Raw genomic sequence first — 17,154 nt, forward strand, 5'->3', positions numbered from 1 at the left:
GGCAAAATAAATCAAGGCTAATCAGCATTTTTGTTGAGGCTTTGGTGAGGGGGAATTGATGGGAGGGATGGGACTTATGCGACTATGTAAACTAATGATTTTTGGGTATGGGGATGTTTGTTATTGGGGTATTTGGGTGCATTGCGGCACCCAAATGTTTACTGTCCGCCGTCAGCCGTTGCGGTATTCATGGGGCGTGCAGCCTGTAATCTTCTTGAAAACCGTGTTGAAACAGCTCTCGGCACAGAAGCCAAGCATCGATGCTATGTCGCCTGCCGTCATGTCGGTAGACAGCAGCAGTTCCTTTGCCATCAGTATCCGCCTCAGCTGTATGTATTCGCTCACGCTCTTTCCCGTCTCGTGCTTCATCATGTCGTTGAGATATTCGGCCGACATTTTCAGTTCGGGCGCTATCCGGCATGCCGTCAGCATGCTCTGCGTGGCGGCCTTGCCCGAGCGCAGAAAGCCGTCTATTATGCCGTCAACGGTCTTTATTGCAGCCGTGTTGGCCTCGTGGCGGGTGATAAACTGGCGCGTGTAGAACCGCTGACAATAGTTGAGTAGCAGTTCGATGCAGTTGCTTATTATTGCCTTGCTGTATTCGTCTACGCCCCATTTCAGCTCGCAGTCGATGCCGTCGAGACATCTGCCTATCACCTTCAGTTCGCAGCACGACAGATGGAGCGCCTCGTCCGTGTGGTATTTAAAGAACGAGAAGTCCTTTATCCTCATGCCCAGCGGCGTGCATCTTATTATGTCCGGATGAAATATCAGTATCCTTCCGCCGCACTGTCTGAGGTCTATCTCGCTTGCAGGCATGGCAAACGTCATGGTGGCTTCGGAGAAGTCGTAGTAGTGCTGTCCGCATTTGCCGGCGGTGCATCCGTCGCTCACCACCTTCACCGCATAGCAGTCGGTGGCCATGTTGCGGCAGCTGCTCTTGCCCGACATGTCTATCAGGCTCACCTGCGGATGCCTCGTCTCCTTGTCGAAGGCGCGGTTGCACTCGCACACATAGTTTGTCGTGTCGCAGATATGGCGCATTGTGTCTCTCGTCATCTTGTCTTTTCAGCGTTAGCCGTCATCGTCCTACACCGAAGCCTTGCGGTATTCGCTCGGCGTCATGCCCGTGTTGCGCTTGAAGTAGCGGTTAAAGTGCTGCGAATACTGGAAGCCCAGACCGTAGCTTATCTCGTTGATAGTCTTTCGTGTGCCCAGCAGTTCGTCCTTTGCCAGGTCCATAATCTTGTTCTGTATATATTCCTGCGGCGTGCGTCCCGTCTCGCGCTTGATGAGGTCGCCGAAGTAGTTGGGCGACAGGAAGCATTTCTCTGCAAAATATTTCACCGTAGGCAGACCGTTCACTGCGGCCGTATCGCCCTCGAAATAGCCGTCGAGCTCGTTCTCAAACTTGGTCAGAATGTCGCGGTTAACCACCTTACGGGTGATAAACTGGCGCTCGTAGAACCTCATGCAGTAGTCGAGCAGCAGTTCGATGTTGCGGCATATCAGCTTCTTGCTGTGGTTGTCTATCGGGCGTTCGGTCTCAATCTTGATTTTCTCGAGACAGTCCTTGTATATCATCTTCTCCTGTTCCGACAGATGGAGCGCCTCGGTTGACGAATAAGAGAAGAACGAATACTGCTTTATCTCCTGTCCAAGCGACGTGCCGCGTATGAGGTCGGGGTGAAAGAGCAGGCCGAGAGCGTTGGGCTCATAGTCGGGTCTGTGCTTTACATGTACGACCTGTCCGGGCGCAAAGCTCGTAACCGTGCCCTCCTGATAGTCGTAGGGCATGCGGCCGTAGGTTATGTCGCCGCAGTAAGTCTGCTTCAGGAACAGGGCGTAAACGCCGTAATAGTAAGACACCTCCTGCGGAAATGCCTTCTTGTCGGCCTTCTTCAGGTCTACCACTGCCACGAGCGGATGCTTCGTCTCAAAGCCCATCGCCTTGTTGTATTCGTCGATGGAGTTGAATTTTATCAGGTTTTCCATGCTCAAATAGTTTATTCTTTCTTGTTGAACTTCAGCCGGCTGCAGCGCAGAGGGGCTTATGCCGTGTTGCCTGCTGCTCGCCGATGCTAATGCAAAGATACTTCTTATCGGCATAACAGCGTGTGTACGATTTACTGAATTTGTTATATTTATTACTTTTTCAGCAGTTTTTCGCCTCCTTATCGCATATTGTTATGCCAAATGTTTACCTTTGTGTAGAATTTCACAAATGTTTATGCACACACCCGGTTACCGTTTCCGCCGTGCCATGAGGCTGTTGCCCGTGTTGCTGTCTTTGGCAACATGCGCCGGCGTTTATGCCCAAGACTCGCTCAAATACAGACGCCACGACCTGGCGCTGACCATAGGACGCACCGACAGCAGCGCGGTGCGCACATCGTATCTTAACGTCGGTCTGCTCGGCGGAGCCGCCCGTCTGCACGGCTTCCAGCTCAACGCCATGACCTCGTTTGCCGGCAGGGAGATGCACGGAGTGCAGCTCTCGGGACTTTCAAGTGTTGCAATGAACATGCGCGGCGTGCAGCTTTCAGCGTTCAGCAACGTCAGTCTGTCGCCCTTCAGGGGCCTTCAGCTTGGCGGAGTTACCAACATATCGCGCGGCGTGGGCGGCGGAATGCAGCTCTCCGTGCTGGCCAACATCAGTTCGAAGGTGATGCGCGGCGCACAGCTCGGCACGTATAACTATGCCGACACGCTGCGGGGGTGGCAGATAGGACTGGCCAATGTCTGCATGGAACATCCGCACGGCGTGCAGCTCGGACTGGTAAACTACAGCCGCGACACAGTGGCGCACAAGATAGGACTGGTGAACATCAACCCCAAGACGAAGGTAGACTTCATGTTCTTTGGCGGCAACAGCAGCAAGATTAACGCCGCATTCAGGTTCCGTAACCGCAGCACTTACAGCATAGTTGGTGCCGGAACGCATTACATGGGGCTTGACGAGAAGTTCTCGGGCGCGCTGTATTACCGCCTTGGACAGTATTTCAACCTCGGCCGCCGGTGGTCGCTCAGCGCCGATGCGGGCTTCTTTCACATAGAGACCTTTCAGCACAATTCGGCCGACAAGCCCGAACGCCTATACTCGCTGCAGCTGCGCGCCAACGTAGACTACAGGCTCAACGACAACATCGGGCTGTTTGCGTCGGCCGGATATGGCTTTACGAGATATTATGAGCATAACAGGAAATACCGCAACAGGGCCATAGTTGAGGCGGGACTGACCTTTGCCTACAACCGCGGCGGACTGAAGAGCAGGGCAAGTGATGACGAAACGGAGGCAGGTGTAGCTGATTCGGTGTCGATATATGCCTTCGACAACCCTGAGAACATGAAGAAACGGCCGTGGAAGGCGGCTGCCGAGGCTGTCGGAATAAACGTGCTTGTGAACTGCTTCGACCGCTTTGTGCTGTGCGAAGACTTTGCCAAGGTTAATCTGAGCAGCATCAAGGAGAACTTCAAGACGGGCTTTGTGTGGGACAACGACCAGTTTTCAACCAACCTGTTTGCCCATCCTTACCACGGCGGACTATATTTCAACGCCGCCCGAAGCAACGGCCTGAGCTTCTGGGAGTCGGCTCCTTATGCTCTTGGAGGCAGCCTGATGTGGGAGCTGGCGTGCGAGGTTGAGCCGCCTGCAATAAACGACCTCATGGCGACAACCATCGGCGGAATATGCATAGGCGAGGTAACCCACCGCGTGTCTAACCTCATTTACGACGACCGCGAGCGCGGCATGCGCCGCTTTCTGCGCGAGTTTGCCGGTGCGCTGGTGTGTCCCATCCGTGCGTTCAACCGCATATTGAGCGGCGATGCGTGGCGTGTGCGCCATGATTATTACAAATATCACGACTACAGCCGTATTCCCGTAGACTTCACCGTGTCTGTCGGCGACCGCTATCTTGCCGACGAGGGCGGACTGTTCAGGGGCGAACACAATCCGTATGTTGACCTGTGGCTGCGCTACGGCGACGCATTCAACGGCGAGGAGAGCAAGCCTTACGACTATTTTACGGCCAACGTAACCTTCGGACTCAGCGGCAATCAGCCGCTTATAAGCAGCGTTCATCTGTTAGGAAAGCTGTGGGGCGTAAACTTCTACGACGAAGACGAGATGACGGCGGTGTTCGGTCTGTTCCAGCATTTCAACTATTACGACTCTGAAGCCGTTAAGGAAGGCACGTCGCGTGTGCCTTACCGTATATCAGAGGCTGCCAGCTTCGGTCCCGGTCTTATCTACCGCTTTCCTAAAGTTGGCAACGTAGGGCGCATGGAGCAGCGCCTTTTTCTCGACGCCATATTGCTCGGAGGCTCGCTGAGCGACTATTACAACGTGATAGACCGTGACTATAACATGGGCAGCGGATTTAGCGCGAAGGCACAGACCGTGCTGGAGTTTCCGCGCTTCGGCAAGTTTACGCTCAACGCCGACTTCTACAGCATATACACATGGGTGGGATATGAGGGCAAGGACCTTGAAAACACCGACCCGCTGCACCTCAACGTGCAGGGCGACAAGAGCAGTGCGGCGCTGCTGGTGGTAAATCCGCGCCTGCAGGTTTATCTCAGAAAGAACTGGAGTCTCGACCTGTTTGCATCGTATTATATGCGCGAAACGAGATATAAATACCACGACAACGTGCGCTCGGAGACCTTTGAGGTGAGGATGGGACTTAGCTACAGCTTCTGATAATGTCATGTCTGTGGCGGAAAAACAATGGCAATGACATGCCGTCGGCATGGTTTAATGTGGCTTGTTGCTGCCTTTTGATTTGTCTGTATGAAGAACAAATATGGAATGTGTCGCATTTAATGGTTAACAACCGTTAAGTGTGGCACATTCTGTTTAACATAAAAGTGCGAAAAACGGCTTGTGAAATCTTTTTCGCAGGTTTTCGGCCGAAAAATCGGCGTTTTCTTGTAATTTGTGTAATGTATTGTCAGTCAATGGGTTATTGCTTTATACCTATTGAATGGCCATAAATTAAATTATAAGAGACGGCCTTTTACATTGCAAAAGGCCGTCTCTTGCAGTGTAAAAGGCCGTGTTTCGTATGGTGAAAGGCTGCTTTTAGCAACCCGTTTCACTGCTTTATCATCTGTATTTTAGTGTAAAATCGTGCAGAATAGTATGCCTGCTTGTATTTGATAAGCATATTCGCACATTTTGAAGGCATTTGTCTTTTCTAAAAGGCGCACTTCTGACGCATATCGAAATGTTAACACTCGTCGACTTAATGTTAACGGATGTTTAGCTGATAGAAGTATTTCCACAGCGGCGCAGCCATCAGACTCTGTTTTATTTCGTCGTTCACGAGCAGTTGCATCACCTCGTCCTTGGTCATAACATGCACCTCGATGTCCTCCGTTCGGTCGAGGTGCTGACTGCCAACCTTCTCAACTCCCGTAGCCACAAAGCAGTGGGTTATGTTGTTGGTGGTGCTTGTGTTGCCCGATACGGCCATCAGTTCGTGCCATTCTCCTCCGGCATAGCCCGTTTCTTCTAGCAGTTCGCGGCGCGCGGCGGCCTCAGGGTCTTCGCCTTTCTCGCACACGCCGGCAACAATCTCGAAGCAAGTCTGGTCTATTCCGTGGCGATATTGTCTTATCATCACCATGTTGCCGTCGGTTGTCAGCGCTATCACGTTGATCCATGTGGGGTATTCCAGCACGTAGTATTCATCGTTAACGACGCCGTTGGGCAGTTCCACGGTGTCGCGGCGAGCCGTCAGCCACGGCCTTTGTATAAGATATTCGCTTTTCAGCGTCTTCCATTTCATTTTGTCTTCCATAATATATCTCCTTTATGTCTTTATTTTCCCTGTGTTTGGGTTTGTTCCGTTTGTATGTCGTATTTATCAGTCCTGCGGCATATTGACCGTCTGAAGCCGGCAGTGCGTTCAAATGTCATTTCTTTGCCTGTGGCAGGATGGCGGAAGGTTATTGCCTCAGCGTGCAGATACAGACGGTCGGCAGGGTGGCCGTAGAGGCTGTCGCCTGCTATCGGTGTGCCAAGTCCGAGCCTGTGTGCACAGTGAACGCGCAGCTGGTGGGTGCGTCCGGTGTGCGGAAACAGCTCTATCAGCGTGCGTCCTGCTGCCTGTCCGATAATCTTATAGTCGGTTACGGCAGCCTTTCCGTTGTCGGTGTCCACCTTCTGATACGGGCGGTTAAGCGGGTCGGCGATGAGTGGCAGACTTATTCTGCCGCTTGTTGGCGCCTTGGGTGTGCCGTCGAGCAGTGCCACATAGCGCTTGCTGATGCTTCTTTGGCAGAACTGCTCCTGCAGGTTCTTGTATGCCTCTGGCGTCTTGGCAAGTATTATCAGTCCCGATGTGTCCATGTCGAGGCGGTGAACGGGCACAGGCTCGCTGCCTTCGGCATATCTGCTGCCTATCAGTGACGCTGCCGACTGGCGGTCAGACCTGCCTCTGACAGACAGCATTCCGGCAGGTTTGCATGCCACGATGAGCCATTCGTCTTCATAAACAATCTCGGGCTGCCGCTGTTCGGGCGCCTGTCGCGGGTCAGGATCAACGTCGAGGCCCTGCAGCATATGCGTTAATATGGGCAGACATTTGCCTCGGCAGGCAGGATAATAGTGCAGATGGTGGCGTATTTCGCTCTTTGGCGAGTCGCCCCACCAAAACTCCGCCATGCACACCGGGTGCAGATGGTTGAGATAGGCATGCTGAAGTAGCTTTGGAGCGCAGCAGTCGCCGGCTCCTGCGGGCGGCACGTGCTGGGGCGTGTCGGCAAATATTGAGCAGAGTCCGCGCCGCTCTCCGCGTGCATTGAGCATGTTGTATTGTTCAAAGAGCCAGTGTTGCAGACTGTCTGACATTGCCTTACGCTTAGCTTTCAGTTGCCTTATCTCGTCCTGAAACGGCTTTAGCCGTGCCTCACATTCGGCCATTTGTTCTCTGTTCCGCTTCTTCATGCGGTGCAGTTCTGCCTTCATAAAGCGGCTTTCGTTCAGCATCTGTTCCTCCTCTTCGGGCGTTATGGGCGCGCCGCTCAGCCTTTTTGCGTCGCGTGCTGCCTTTGCTTCCTTTATTTTCAGCCGGTATTGTTCCTCCTTAGCGGCAGTTTCGGTCTTGCAACTCTCAAGTTCATGCAGTGCGTTGAGATAGCTTTCGCCCTTCTCAATGCCGTCAATCGTGCGGTTTATGGCCGAAATACGTGCCTCGTTGGTCTTGAAATATCCGTCAACGGGCGTGGCATCGAACACCGGCGGCACAAAATAAGGATGCTCGTTGCTGCCGTCGAGCAGTCCTGAGAATGCCGCCGTGAAGCCCAGTCGGCCTTCTCCGTCCTCAGCGACAAGCACCCCGAACATCTTGCCGTGCTGCAGTTCGTCGCGCCATTTGTCCACTCCTGCTATATATCTCTGCACCTCTCCGGCGGCGAGCAGGCACAGCGGATGAGGCTCGTAGCAGAAAGGGAAGGTGAATTTCTGCGGCTTCGGTATATCGGTGTGTATGGGATGAAACTCTGTAAGCATGATGCAAAGATACGTAAAGACCGCAGCTGAGCCAAATGTAAGCCGCAGTTTTTTGACCGCTCCGTGTCTCCACGGGCAGTGTATGCATGCAGACCGCCCGGCGGTATGGCAGGCATCGGCTCTCCGTCTGACTGGGATTTATTGGCGGTTTGGGTATGCTGGCCTGAATGAATGTGCGGCTTGGGACTGTTGGCGAGGTCGTTCAGCGCTGCGTTCGGTTAAGGGCTGTAATCCCAAATCTGGGATTATACCGCACATAGCTTTATCAATTTTGTGCCTTTCTGCTTTCAGTCTGTCTTTTTGTTTTTATCGGTGTCTTTTAGTTAGCTTCTTCTTGACATAGTCCGCTATGCCTGCGAGAAATCTAACCAAAATCCGTTCAATATAAAGCAAAAATCCAGACCGAATACTAAAAACCGATTTTGGATAAACGGAACGAGGCATCCCGACCATTCGGGATGCCTCGTTGTAGGTTGATGTCGCGTCGGACCTGTGTCGGTCTGGGCACATTATGTAGTCTTGTTATTTAACGACAAACTTCTTTCCGTTCATGATATACACGCCTTTCTTCAGCTTCGATGTGTCGCCGTTGCGGGCTGCTATCTGTCCGTCTACTGTGTAGATGTCGCCTTTCTTCAGGCTGTCGCTGCCGTCGTCGGTGAGAGATGTTATTCCCGTAGTCTCTCCGTATTCAACAGAGTTCGATTCTGCCGACTCGTCTTCTCCTGTTGTTGCCGTTACAGTATATATGCCGTTGGCAGCATTCTCTACGACAAACGATGTGGCTGTCAGGCCTGTCTGTATCGGCATGCCGTCTCTGTATACCGTATATGTAACTCCGTCTGCCTCAGGAGCGCTTGCCTTCTCGGTGTCAATCTTCTGGTCGGCAGCCTTTATTGTGGCAGATATTGCCCAGTTGTAGTTAAACTTATAGTCCTTGTTCATCGACTTCCAGTAGCCCGGAGTGCCTGAAGCCGAGATGAGGTCGCTGTAATAGTCAGCCACGGTTGGGCCGTCGTCGCATACGAGAGGCTTCACTCCCGACATGTAAGACAGGTGATAGCCCACGCCGATGTCTTTGCCTTCAATGACCTTTACAGGTTTGTTCAGGCGCACGGTGTTGGCTCCTACATTGAGCGTAGATACGTTGATGTCCTGCATGTAGACAACGTTGTCGCCATACATAACCACAGCTGCCGCGGTCTGCAGGTCGGTAGAGTTCAGTCTGAAGTTAATGTGTGATATCTCCTGGCCCACCTTGTCGGCCATTTCTGCTGCCGGGAATTTTATCACCATATAGCCTTCAACGACATTGCTGCCGGTCATGCCGAATGCCATATAATTTCCGCTGCCGTTTTCGTAGGTAAGTACGGGCGCCTCGCTTACGGGCTTCCATGTCAGGTTAAGGTTCTTTCCGTCTACAGCTCCGCGCAGGTCGTAAGGTGCCTGGGTGCGCTGTGCAATGGTGTTTCTGAATGTCATGAGGTCGCTTGCTGGCGATTCCCATCCGTTTTCGTATACAGACGTTACGTAGTAGTAGATAATACCGTATTCGGTCAGTGTCTCGGCATAGCTCGTCTCTGTTGTTTCGAGCAGCATGTCGCCGTTTCTGTATATGCGGTAGCTCTTCACCTTGGGCTTGTCTGCATTTGCGGCAGCGGCCTTGACAGGCTCTTTTGCCGTACAGATGCCAAACTCCATGCCCTCAGCATCAGTCGTAGCCTTCGTCTTTATGATTATTCTCTCCATGTCATTGCCGTTGAGCTTGACGCTGCTAAGCCTTGCAGCCTTGACCTTCGACGGGCTTTGTGCAGCATTGTCGTCGATTATCAGTGCGCCGATAACTACGTTCATGCCCTTATAGTCAGAGGCTATCGTGCTGAGGTTGAGCCATGAGCCTGCGCCTCCCGACAGGTTGACTACGGCTCCGCCTTCAGCTTCCGGACCTGCATCGAGCAGTATCGGTGTGGTGTTGGCTGGCAACGTGGCCTCATAAGCGAGGTAGATGTCCTTTCCTTCGGGCACCTTTACGTCTATTTCTCCCTCGAAGTCAAGGGTGTAGAGATAGCCGGGAGTTATGTCGTTCTTGGTTAGCTGCTTCTCATAGAGCACCTCTCCGCCCTCTGCAATAATCTTTAGCTTGAATTCGTCGAGGTTGTCGCCGAGGCCGAATGTGAGCGAATGGAACTTGAATCCGGCATATTCAGCCAGTTCTTCTTTCGTAAACCTTGCTCCGTAAAGCAGCGGCATCTCCTCTGCAAAGCCTGCAATGTAGGTTGCTCTGCTGTAGTGTTTCAGCTCATAGGCATTTGAACTCCATGCTATGTTAATGTTCTTTCCGTCCTGACTGTTGTTCACGATGGTCGGAGCCTTGTATTCTTCAGGCAGCGTGTATGTGAGATATGCAGTCTCGGCGTCTGATTTCTTGCCGCCTTCTCCTTTGGTTACAACGGCATATTGGTATGTTCCGAGGTCAGGAACGACGTCGGTGTATGACGGCCCTGCTACGTTTTCGGCAACTAATTCGCCGTCGCGGTAAATGTCATATCCCGTTATGTTCTGCGGCTCTGATGCCTGACTGCTGAGCGCTTCTACGTCTGCTGACAGCATGAAGTTGCCCGGTATCTTGCCCTCAGACAATGTCTTCCAGTATGGACTCGACTCGGCAAAGCCCTTTGAAGACGGACTTGAGGTTGAGAAGCTGTTGCCCTTCACCTCTATTGCCTCTGTGTTGTCTACGCCAACGGGGTGGCCTTTGGCTGTGTGGGTGTAGTAAAGACCGAATGCATAGCCGTGGCCTATCTCCATCTTGTAAGGCTTTTGCAGCGCGAACTTGTTCCATTCGTTGGTCTTTATGGCTGTAACCATGTCGGCGCTGACCTCTTCGAAATAGTCGATAACGCCGTCTTTCATTATGAAGGCGGTTACTGAATTGATCGTGCCGTCGTTGAAGACGTATGCATTTATGGCTGTAATCTGATGGTCGGGGAATGCCGCCATGTCTGTAGCCGAGAACTCATGCTTGATCCATACTTTAGGCGATGTGCTCGAGGTGCCGCCTATTCCGTTGGATACTTCTTTGCCGCTCCATGTCATTTCGGCACCGCGCTTTAGCGGACTGCCCCATGTTATTGTGCCCGACAGGTTGTCTGCCTTGCCTGATATGCACGGAACCGGAGGCATGCAGCCGTATACTGACAATGTGCTGACTAGTGTCTTGGCAGACATCTTCTCGTCGGCGTCATACACGGCAGACACCTGGTATTCATGTTGTCCGTCGGTTTCGCCAGTAAGGGTGTAGCTTGTGGCATCGGCAATAAGCTCGCCGTTGACTTTCTCGCCGTCGCGGTAAACGTTGTATCCCTTAGGTTCTCCGGTAGAATTGTTTGCGAGAACGGCAGTTATGAGGAAGTCGCCCGGGCCGTCGCTGTGCCATGTTTCTCCGTCGTATGAGTATAGATTGCCCTTGCCGTATGTAGGAGCGCGGTCGCAGATGGCAACCATGTCGAGGTTTCTTCCGTATGAGTATTTGATTGATATCAGCACTTCCTTGCCCTCGGGGATGGTGTATGGCGTGTCAAACTTTACGTTTCTCCATGAGTTTTTCTCAAATCCTGAGAGGTCGGCGGCCTGCTCATACACCGGCGTACCGTCTTCGAAGATAACCACTGAGGCTTTGTACGCTTCGCGATATTCCCAGTAACGTACATCGGTAATGGTTTGTCCGGCATAGGCTGCAAGTTCAGATGCGCTGAACTTACTTGCGGCATAAAACTCGATTGAACCTTCTGGATCTTTCAGTACGCCGTCCATGCCATTGTAGTCTTCGTCATCGTGCCACTGCAGAATGATGTTGTCTGTTGGCTTCTTCCAACTTAGCGTTACGTCAGAGAAGGTAACATCGGCCTTAAGACTGTGAGGCTGACCGTTTTGCGCATGGATTTTCTCCGTCCCTGAAAACCCAAAAGCAATTGAAAAAAGTACAATTGCGCGTAAAATGTTCTTTTTCATAGGGCTGTGATGATTTAAAATAAAGCAGCAGGTTAATAAGCTTCCGACTTGTAATAAATAGGTTAATTATCTTGTCTCGGATCTACATTCAGCAGCGCCACTATCCCGTTGAATGCAGGAAATGTTCTTCTTTGGCAAATATATGAATTTATTTTATACTGCAATGCAATAAATTAATATATTTTCATTACTTTTTGATAAATCGAAGATTTTATCGGAAAAATACGTGAATTATTGAGAAATATGGGCTAAAAAGTTATAATTCGTAGATAAATATGCCTCGTCCGGTTTTGTGTGCCATATAAAAAGAAAGGAGATGCATGTGGCTCATGCATCCCCTTTACAGCTGATATGCTTATGGAAAATTATTTCAGCTTTGTGTAACCATATTTAGCTGTTTCGCCAAGCTCTTCCTCGATGCGGATGAGCTGGTTGTACTTAGCCATACGGTCTGTGCGGCTCATAGAACCAGTCTTGATCTGACCAGAGTTAGTAGCAACAGCGATGTCAGCGATAGTAGTATCCTCTGTCTCGCCTGAACGGTGAGAAGTAACTGTTGTGTAGCCGTGACGGTGAGCCATCTCGATAGCGTCGAGAGTCTCAGTCAGAGAACCGATCTGGTTAACCTTGATCAGGATTGAGTTAGCAGCACCCATCTTGATACCCTTCTCGAGGAACTTAACGTTAGTTACGAACAGGTCATCACCAACGAGCTGGCAGCGGTCGCCGATGGCAGCTGTAAGTTTAACCCAGTTCTCCCAGTCGTTCTCGTCGAGACCGTCCTCGATAGAGTCGATAGGATATTTTGTGATAAGTTCTTCAAGATACTTGATCTGCTCCTCAGCAGTAAGTTTCTTTCCGTTAGGATCCTTCTTCTTGCCGTCCTTCAGCTGACGATAGTCGTAGAACCACTCGCCGTTCTCGCATACTGCGAACTCGCTGGCAGCGCAGTCCATAGCGATCTTAACGTCCTTGCCCGGCTCGTAGCCTGCGTCCTTGATAGCCTGGCAGATGCTGTCGAGAGCGTCCTCGATACCGTTCAGTGCGGGAGCGAAACCACCCTCGTCACCTACTGCTGTAGAGAGACCGCGCTTCTTGAGCAGCTTAGCAAGTGCGTGGAACACCTCAGCACCCATGCGGATAGACTCTTTGATAGAAGGAGCGCCAACCGGACGGATCATGAACTCCTGGAATGCGATAGGAGCGTCAGAGTGAGCACCACCGTTGATGATGTTCATCATAGGAACCGGCATTGTGTAAGAGTTGCAGCCGCCGATGTAGCGGTAGAGCGGCAGGTTGAGAGCCTTGGCAGCAGCCTGTGCTGTAGCCAGAGACACACCGAGAATTGCGTTTGCGCCGAGCTTGCTCTTTGTAGGAGTTCCGTCGAGAGCCAGCATCTTATAGTCGATGGCACGCTGATTGAATACGCAGTCGCCCTTCAATGCAGGTGCTATTATTGTGTTAACGTTTTCAACAGCCTTCAGTACGCCTTTGCCCAGGTAGCGGTTCTTGTCGCCGTCGCGAAGCTCGAGTGCTTCGTTCTCACCTGTAGATGCTCCAGACGGAACAGCTGCACGGCCCATTACGCCGTTTTCGAGGGTTACTTCAACTTCTACTGTAGGATTGCCTCTTGAGTCGAGGATTTCTCTTGCATGAACTTTTTCAATCTTCATATTACCTTATTTTTAAAAGAGTTGTATTTTTGTTCTCGGTTTTATGCCTGCAAAGTTACTGCCAAATTAGTAATATAAGGTATAATTTGCGAATCTATTTTGAAAGATTTAATCTTTTTTAATACATAAAAATGTGTATAATGTTTTTACCGTCTAAATTGTCATATCGAGGTGTCGTTTGTACCCTTATACGTGTCATGCCAGCTGTCAGTTTTGCCGTCAGCGTGTCTAGCCCGGCCGTTGGCGCGCCCGTTTTCAGCCTCCGGCATGCCGTGTCTTGCCTGCCTTCGTAACGTGCTGATAATTAATGCGTTGCAAAAGGCCATGTTTTAGCCTCCAAAAGACCACCTTTTAGCGTGCAATTTGTGCCCTTTTGGAATGTAAAAGACGGCATATTAGAAAGCGGTGCCGTTCAGTATGCAGAAAGCCGGGCCTTGTCGTGAGGTGAAATAACTGAAATATGGCATCGGGAGATGCGCTGAAGTTGCAGATGAGCTATGACGACATGCCGGGGGCTGACATCAGGACCGAAGTGAATTATTCGGCGCTGCCTTCGTCGGCAGATAAGGTGATGTATCCGCTTGCGCTGTGCCGTAAGCTGGCAGGCAAAGGGCTTGGCAATGTGCCCGAAACTGACGCGGTGATACATATCAACAGCAATGCGCAATGGTGTGTAGGGGCAGGCCGTGACGCCGTTGCGGGCTCTAAGAATCTTGCCTATGCCATGCTTAGGGCCATGACTCCTGCCTTGGGTTTCGGCAAGGGCATTTTGATATTGAAGATAAAGTATGACGGCGGCGAAGTTAAGACAGTGAAATACGTCAACAGATAGCATCTTTGTCGTCAGACTGCTGTCTGCCGGCAGACAGTGGCATATTCATCCATGCGCAAAGTTTGCTGAAACTTAATGGTTCTGCTATTTCAGCAGATACTGTTTGCGGCTCTCCATTATGTCGTCCATATTGCTTAAAGCCCAGTCTATAAGGCCTTCTATGAGCGGAATGAGCGTCAGCGCCCTTTCTGTGAGCTTGTATTCAACGCGCGGCGGCACCTCGGCATACACCTTTCTCGACACAAGGTCGTCGGCCTCGAGTGCCTTCAGCACCTCCGACAGCATCTTCTGCGATATGTCCGGAATGTTGCGGCGCAGTTCGTTGAACCTCATCACGCCGTGCCCGTTGAGCGTTATCAGCACAAGCATCGACCATTTGTCGCCTACGCGCGACAATATGTTGCGTATGGGGCAGGTAGGATATAATGTGTCTTTTAGTTCGTTCTTAATCATAAAAACATTGATTACGGTTTACAAAAGTAACCAATGTTCTTAAATAAACCGCATCTGCGGGGCTCTATTTTGAATAAAAATGTCTTTCTTCCGGCGTGCATCCCCAGGCGTGATGTGCCCATGCGTCTTGGCGAAAGCCATTATGCGTGTGTGCTGTTGTTAAAGTGTGTAAAAGTGATAGGCGTAAATGGCTTGTTTTCAGTATTAGTAACCTTCGCGTAACCGACTTTAGATTTTGTAACCTCTTGATACATACGCAGATATAAACTAACTTTGCATCGTGAATAATAAAAGCATAATAAGATGAAAAAGTTAGAGATTATAGGTAGCGGCGACAATTTTACCGCAGTTACAACAGGCAGTTTCAACGAGTTGCGTGAGCACGAAATCGACTTCGGCGGCGGTGTGGTTCTCAAAGGAAAGGTATTTGCAGGCACGGCCCTTGGTGCCACAGGCTCTGAAATTTCGTTACAGACCTTTGCTCCGGGCGATGGCAGCACCTTCCTTCATGCACACAAGACACACGAGGAACTGTATATCATCGTGAGCGGCAAGGGCGAGTTTCAGGTAGACGGCAAGACTTTCGCAGTGGCTCAGGGCAGCGTAGTGCGTGTTGCTCCAGCAGGAATGCGTGCGCTGCGCAACACGGGCGCGGACGATATGGTTGTTATATGCATCCAGTATAAAGCCAATTCTTTCGGTGCCGACGACACTCCCTTTGCAGACGGCGTGATGGCCGAGGGCGGCGTAGAGTGGTGATATTTGCCGGCTGTTAAGGTTTTCCATACGGCATAAAGTATTATCAACCAAAAGGGGATGCATCAAATTATGCACCCCCTTCATTACTTTTTAAGTAATATCGAGAAAACAAACTATTTTCCGATTACAACTTTCTTGCCTCCGATGATATATATGCCACGCTTCAGCGATGACATCTCCATTGATGTTTCGCCAACTTTTCTGCCTGTGACATCATATATGGCAGACGGGGCAGACGGACGCTCCACAGACACTCCTGTTACGGATGTGGCGCCTGACCAGTCGATATCGTTCAGGATAGCAGCATTTTCAACCTGGCAATTGGTGGCGTCAGACGGGTCATAGTTGCTCACTACGGCAATGATCTGCATATTGCTCTTTACACAATTGTCTGGTACCGTCAGGTCACATTCATAGTAATAGTTGTCATTGGAGTCCCAGTTGATGGGCTCTCCCCATGTGCTGTTGTAAGCCCTGATAACATGGCGCTGGATATAGTCGCTGCCGCCGTTGTTCTGCGTGCTTGAATGAATCTCGTTCTCAACCAGATAAACCGTCAGGCGTATATCATCGCCGCCAAATACATGGTCGCGTCCGCCCGTTACGGTGACATGCAGCATGCGGGTGTCAGGGTCGTAGACGGCTTCTGGCACGATTGCCACCTCTGTCGTAAGACTTTTCATGTAGTCGAATATACTGATGTATTCACCCTTCTCGCGTGGCGCATCCATGACAGGTGTCGACGGGTATGTAAAGCATGTACGGTCCCACATAATTGCCGGAGCATAAACAGCCTCGGTGCCATAGAGCCAAAGCATGTCACGGTCGCACTGCTGTGTGAACTGATCCTCGTAAAATCCAGAGTGATGGCAAACGACGGCTATCTCATTGATATAGTTGTTGGAGGCGAGAGCTTCGTGGATAGCCTCTGCTGCCGAAGGGCAGTTGGAACAATTCTCTGTGGTGAATTCTTCCAGCAAAGGCACTTTGACAAACTTATACTTAGTGACATCATAAGATGTAGAGTCGCTGTTGTTGTCTTCGTTGACATCGGCACCCTCTTTCAGGTTGCATAATTTGACTTTCAGACTGACGTTGCGCTCCTTTTCCCCGCGCGGGGTGATATAGTCGACCACTACTTCCTTTCTCTCTCCGGGGAGTATTGACTGATTTACCGGATAAGATACGGCTTCGCAGCCATTCTCATTGGTCCAGACGTCGAAGCCGCTTATTATGCGACTTCCATGGTTGGTGACTTGGAGCGTCAGCGGCTCTGCAGAGCCTACCTGTATGCGTTCAGGCATTGAGATTGAGTCGATGCCCAAATCAAAGGTCGGCATGTTGTCGGCGGTTATGATGGCACCGATGCTCAATACGGCATCAGACACTTTGGAACTGTCAGCCCATGTGCCGTCGAGGTTGACCATAAGTCCCTGCTCGTGCTGTGGCTTGACAGCCGAAATGGCATAGCAGGCGCCTTTCTGGTAGATGGTGTAGCCAACATAGAAAGGCTTGTCGCTCATTGCCACCGGCAAGCTCTGCACCTCGTTCCAGCCCTTTACTATAGACTGTCCTTGTTTGCTTCCGATAGTCTTAGCAAAGATATTATTGCCGTCAAGCTCATAGCGTGCCCATACTTGCAAGGAGTCGATGTTCAGGCGTGAAGCAAGTCCCACCTTTACTCCGGCTATCTTTATATTCTTCAATCCGCCAATCTTGTCTTGACCAATCAGGCATGCTGCCGATACGGCTCCTTTACCGCCCTTACCGATGGTACTTGATGTCTGTATTGCACTGTTGCAATAGCTGAGCATCATCTGTCCGTCTTCCTGTGCCGCGGCGGGAATTGCAGTCCCGAAAAATAGGACTGCAATTAAAAAGAGAATGTTTCTACTTTTCTTCATATT

11 protein-coding genes are annotated in these 17,154 nt (G+C 51.0%); 3 read left to right on the forward strand and 8 right to left on the reverse strand.

All coding sequences use genetic code 11. From position 1 onward, the window contains the following. Positions 1 to 171: 171 nt before the first annotated feature. Entirely contained in the window at positions 172 to 1,059 is an 888-nt protein-coding gene (locus ACU52_RS10385; protein WP_053398727.1) for a helix-turn-helix domain-containing protein, read from the reverse strand. A gap of 30 nt (positions 1,060 to 1,089) precedes the next feature. Next, positions 1,090 to 1,995, reverse strand: coding sequence for a helix-turn-helix domain-containing protein (locus ACU52_RS10390; protein WP_021853526.1), 906 nt, complete (start codon positions 1,993 to 1,995; stop codon positions 1,090 to 1,092). A gap of 235 nt (positions 1,996 to 2,230) precedes the next feature. Here ACU52_RS10390 and ACU52_RS10395 point away from each other — a divergent pair, with 235 nt between their 5' ends. Next, positions 2,231 to 4,705 carry a DUF3943 domain-containing protein gene (locus ACU52_RS10395; protein ID WP_239684912.1) on the forward strand — a complete coding sequence of 825 codons (2,475 nt, stop codon included), beginning with the start codon at positions 2,231 to 2,233 and terminating at the stop codon, positions 4,703 to 4,705. 550 nt (positions 4,706 to 5,255) lie between these two features. On the opposite strand, the gene ACU52_RS10400 is transcribed toward ACU52_RS10395, so the two are convergent. From ACU52_RS10400 to eno, 4 genes are all read right to left on the reverse strand, one after another. Further along, complete coding sequence (locus tag ACU52_RS10400) at positions 5,256 to 5,810, reverse strand: NUDIX hydrolase (protein WP_053398728.1); 555 nt, start codon at positions 5,808 to 5,810, stop codon at positions 5,256 to 5,258. Positions 5,811 to 5,827: 17 nt separating this feature from the next. After that, entirely contained in the window at positions 5,828 to 7,519 is a 1,692-nt protein-coding gene (locus ACU52_RS10405; protein ID WP_082335249.1) for an RluA family pseudouridine synthase, read from the reverse strand. A gap of 522 nt (positions 7,520 to 8,041) precedes the next feature. After that, entirely contained in the window at positions 8,042 to 11,530 is a 3,489-nt protein-coding gene (locus tag ACU52_RS10410) for a rhamnogalacturonan endolyase family protein (protein WP_053398729.1), read from the reverse strand. A gap of 365 nt (positions 11,531 to 11,895) precedes the next feature. Beyond that, the gene (eno, locus tag ACU52_RS10415) at positions 11,896 to 13,203 is read right to left on the reverse strand and encodes a phosphopyruvate hydratase (protein WP_053398730.1); all 1,308 of its coding nucleotides are present in this window, start codon (positions 13,201 to 13,203) and stop codon (positions 11,896 to 11,898) included. Between the two features lie 460 nt (positions 13,204 to 13,663). Here eno and ACU52_RS10420 point away from each other — a divergent pair, with 460 nt between their 5' ends. Then, positions 13,664 to 14,035 carry a hypothetical protein gene (locus ACU52_RS10420; protein ID WP_053398731.1) on the forward strand — a complete coding sequence of 124 codons (372 nt, stop codon included), beginning with the start codon at positions 13,664 to 13,666 and terminating at the stop codon, positions 14,033 to 14,035. An 84-nt stretch (positions 14,036 to 14,119) separates the two neighbouring features. Here ACU52_RS10420 and ACU52_RS10425 read toward each other — a convergent pair whose 3' ends face one another. Further along, on the reverse strand, positions 14,120 to 14,488 hold the full coding sequence (locus tag ACU52_RS10425; RefSeq protein WP_053398732.1) for a winged helix-turn-helix transcriptional regulator: 369 nt from the start codon (positions 14,486 to 14,488) through the stop codon (positions 14,120 to 14,122). A gap of 303 nt (positions 14,489 to 14,791) precedes the next feature. Between ACU52_RS10425 and ACU52_RS10430 the strand changes: the two genes are divergently transcribed. Beyond that, on the forward strand, positions 14,792 to 15,247 hold the full coding sequence (locus ACU52_RS10430; RefSeq protein WP_053398733.1) for a cupin domain-containing protein: 456 nt from the start codon (positions 14,792 to 14,794) through the stop codon (positions 15,245 to 15,247). Between the two features lie 113 nt (positions 15,248 to 15,360). Here ACU52_RS10430 and ACU52_RS10435 read toward each other — a convergent pair whose 3' ends face one another. Then, on the reverse strand, positions 15,361 to 17,151 hold the full coding sequence (locus ACU52_RS10435; RefSeq protein ID WP_082335250.1) for an Omp28-related outer membrane protein: 1,791 nt from the start codon (positions 17,149 to 17,151) through the stop codon (positions 15,361 to 15,363). Positions 17,152 to 17,154: the final 3 nt, after the last annotated feature.

This window comes from Xylanibacter rarus (assembly GCF_001275135.1).
GTDB classification, from domain to species: Bacteria; Bacteroidota; Bacteroidia; order Bacteroidales; family Bacteroidaceae; genus Prevotella; species Prevotella rara.

Excerpts from the sequence above, each read along its gene's own strand:
- ACU52_RS10385 (WP_053398727.1), bottom strand. The coding sequence starts at position 1,059 with ATGACGAGAGACACAATGCGCCATATCTGCGACACGACAAACTATGTG.
- ACU52_RS10390 (WP_021853526.1), bottom strand. The coding sequence starts at position 1,995 with ATGGAAAACCTGATAAAATTCAACTCCATCGACGAATACAACAAGGCG.
- ACU52_RS10395 (WP_239684912.1), top strand. The coding sequence starts at position 2,231 with ATGCACACACCCGGTTACCGTTTCCGCCGTGCCATGAGGCTGTTGCCC.
- ACU52_RS10405 (WP_082335249.1), bottom strand. The coding sequence starts at position 7,519 with ATGCTTACAGAGTTTCATCCCATACACACCGATATACCGAAGCCGCAG.
- ACU52_RS10410 (WP_053398729.1), bottom strand. The coding sequence starts at position 11,530 with ATGAAAAAGAACATTTTACGCGCAATTGTACTTTTTTCAATTGCTTTT.
- eno (WP_053398730.1), bottom strand. The coding sequence starts at position 13,203 with ATGAAGATTGAAAAAGTTCATGCAAGAGAAATCCTCGACTCAAGAGGC.
- ACU52_RS10420 (WP_053398731.1), top strand. The coding sequence starts at position 13,664 with ATGGCATCGGGAGATGCGCTGAAGTTGCAGATGAGCTATGACGACATG.
- ACU52_RS10425 (WP_053398732.1), bottom strand. The coding sequence starts at position 14,488 with ATGATTAAGAACGAACTAAAAGACACATTATATCCTACCTGCCCCATA.
- ACU52_RS10430 (WP_053398733.1), top strand. The coding sequence starts at position 14,792 with ATGAAAAAGTTAGAGATTATAGGTAGCGGCGACAATTTTACCGCAGTT.
- ACU52_RS10435 (WP_082335250.1), bottom strand. The coding sequence starts at position 17,151 with ATGAAGAAAAGTAGAAACATTCTCTTTTTAATTGCAGTCCTATTTTTC.